This window comes from Bradyrhizobium sp. (assembly GCF_019242285.1).
Lineage (GTDB): Bacteria > Pseudomonadota > Alphaproteobacteria > Rhizobiales > Xanthobacteraceae > Bradyrhizobium.
On the sequence record NZ_JAFAVV010000266.1, the window covers coordinates 1 to 2,367 of the forward strand.

Genomic DNA, 2,367 nt, shown 5'->3' on the forward strand with positions numbered 1-2,367 from the left:
CGACTGGGCCTGGGTGCGCATTCGCGCCGACGGACGCAATGCGCTCTTCGGCGACGGCTGGCTTGATCCGCCAGCGGGTCTGCGCGGGCCGATCCACAACGATCCCGATCATCCGCTGCAGGGCAACGTGGATCGCGGCCCGGGCCGGCAGGTGACGCCGGCATTCGGCAATTTTCGCGACCCGATCCTGAAACCCTGGGCGGCCGAAGCGATGCGGGTGTCGAACGAGGAGGTGCTGACCGGCAAGCGCGGCATGCCGTTCCTCGCCACCTCGCGCTGCTATCCGGGCGGCGTTCCGGGGCAACTCTTGTGGACCACGGAGCGGCTTTTCTTCATCCAGGAGCCGAAGGTCGTGCACATGCTGTGGGAGCGCGACTCGCTCTCGCGCCGCATCTACATGACCGACAAGCATTCAGCGCACGTGACGTCATCCTGGTTCGGCGAGTCGATCGGGCGCTACGAGGACGGTGCGCTCGTGGTCGACACGATCGGTCTGTCGACCAAGCTCAGCTTCCTCGACATGTTCCGCACCCCGCACACCGACAAGCTGCATGTGCTCGAGCGCTTCAAGCTCACGGCGGACCAGAAATTCCTCGAAGCCTTGGTCAAGGTCGAGGACCCGGACGCCTTGAACGAGCCCATGTACATGACGATGCGATGGCGCAAGCAGGGCGGTCCCTGGCAGGAGTTCATCTGCGCCGAGAACAACGACGACCGCTTCAACCACAATCTCTTCCCGCTGCCGCAGGCGACGACGCCGGATTTCTGAGCCGCGCGGTTGCTCAGCGGCCGGTCAATTGCTCGAGCTCATCCGGATAGCGCTCCCCTTGCACCGTGATCGCAGCGGCGGCGCGCTCGATCTCGCGCAGGTCGTCATCGGTGAGCGCGATGGCGGCGGCGGCGATGTTCTCCTCGAGGCGCGCGAGCTTGCGCGTACCCGGGATGGGAACGATCCACGGCTTCTGGGCGAGCAGCCAGGCGAGCGCGATCTGCGCCGGCGTCGCCTTCTTGCGCTCGCCGATCTGCTTGAGGAGATCGACCAAGCTTTGATTGGCCTTCATCGCCTCGGGCGTGAAGCGCGGCAGGAGGCTGCGGAAGTCGTTGTCCGGGAGCTTCGCGTTCTGATTCATCGCGCCGGTCAGGAAGCCCTTTCCAAGCGGGCTGTAGGGCACGAAGCCGATGCCGAGCTCCTCGCAAGCCCGGAGGATGCCGTTGGTTTCGGGGCCGCGCGTCCACAGCGAGTATTCGTTCTGGAGCGCGGCGACAGGCTGGACGGCGTGGGCGCGCCGAACGGTCTGCGCGCCGGGCTCGGACAGGCCGAAGTGCTTGACCTTGCCTTGCTCGACGAGGTCCTTGACGGCGCCGGCGACATCTTCGATCGGCACATCCGGGTCGACGCGATGCTGATAGAACAGGTCGATGCGATCAGTCTTGAGCCTCTTGAGGGACGCCTCGGCGACCTCGCGGATATGGGCGGGGCGACTGTTCATCCCGGACTGCTTTCCGGTCGCAGGATCGATATCGAAACCGAATTTCGTGGCGATGACGACCTTGTCGCGGACGGGTGCCAGCGCTTCGCCGACCAGTTCCTCGTTGGTGAAGGGACCGTAGATTTCCGCCGTGTCGAAGAACGTCACGCCTCGGTCATGGGCCGCGCGGATCAGATTGATCGCGTCCTCTCTTCCGAGCGCGTGCGCATAAGCGAAATTCAGGCCCATGCATCCGAAGCCGATGGCCGATACTTCGAGGCCGCTTTTTCCGAGTGTTCTCTTCTTCATCTCGTTCTCCTGTGTTCGCGATCAGCGGCGGTACTGGGCGTCGTCGACCTGCTCCATCCATTCCACCACCTCGCCGTTCAGCGCTTCCTGGATGGCGATGTGGCTCATTCCGGTGGTGGCGGCCGCGCCATGCCAGTGCTTCTCGCCCGGCGGGAACCACACCACGTCGCCCGGCCGGATCACCTCCACCGGGCCGCCCCAGCGCTGGGCCAAGCCGCACCCGGCCGTCACGATGAGCGTCTGACCCAACGGGTGAGTGTGCCACGCGGTCCGGGCGCCCGGCTCGAACGTGACGCTGGCGCCGACCGCGCGGGCCGGTGCCGGCGCCTGAAACAGAGGATCGATGCGCACCGTGCCGGTGAAATACTCGGCCGGTCCTTTGCCGGAAGGCTGTGAGCCACACCTCTTGATGTCCATAACTCCTCCCGTTACGACTTGAGTGACGCCATATCGATTACGAACCGGTACTTGACGTCGCCCTTCGCGAGCCGATCGTAGGCCTCGTTGATCCGCTGAATGGGGATCACCTCGACGTCGCTGCCGATCCCACGTTCGGCGCAGAAGTCGAGCATCTCCTGGGTCTCGGCGA

General features: G+C 65.1%; 3 protein-coding genes and 1 pseudogene. 1 reads left to right on the forward strand and 3 read right to left on the reverse strand.

Translation table 11 applies throughout. The features are described from left to right. Window positions 1-769, forward strand: a 769-nt coding sequence (locus tag JOY90_RS10305; RefSeq protein WP_291691031.1) for a hypothetical protein, incomplete at its 5' end; no start/stop codon positions are given. Window positions 770-782: 13 nt separating this feature from the next. Here the strand turns inward: JOY90_RS10305 and JOY90_RS10310 are convergent. The 3 genes and pseudogenes from JOY90_RS10310 to JOY90_RS10320 form a co-directional block, all read right to left on the reverse strand. Further along, window positions 783-1,778, reverse strand: a complete 996-nt coding sequence (locus JOY90_RS10310; protein WP_291691032.1) for an aldo/keto reductase — start codon at window positions 1,776-1,778, stop codon at window positions 783-785. A gap of 21 nt (window positions 1,779-1,799) precedes the next feature. Next, window positions 1,800-2,195: a cupin domain-containing protein gene (locus JOY90_RS10315; RefSeq protein ID WP_291691033.1), complete on the reverse strand. Its 396-nt coding sequence runs from the start codon at window positions 2,193-2,195 to the stop codon at window positions 1,800-1,802. Between the two features lie 11 nt (window positions 2,196-2,206). Beyond that, a pseudogene (locus tag JOY90_RS10320) lies at window positions 2,207-2,367 on the reverse strand (NAD(P)-dependent alcohol dehydrogenase); the annotation flags it as partial.

Excerpts from the sequence above, each read along its gene's own strand:
- JOY90_RS10315 (WP_291691033.1), bottom strand. The coding sequence starts at position 2,195 with ATGGACATCAAGAGGTGTGGCTCACAGCCTTCCGGCAAAGGACCGGCC.
- JOY90_RS10310 (WP_291691032.1), bottom strand. The coding sequence starts at position 1,778 with ATGAAGAAGAGAACACTCGGAAAAAGCGGCCTCGAAGTATCGGCCATC.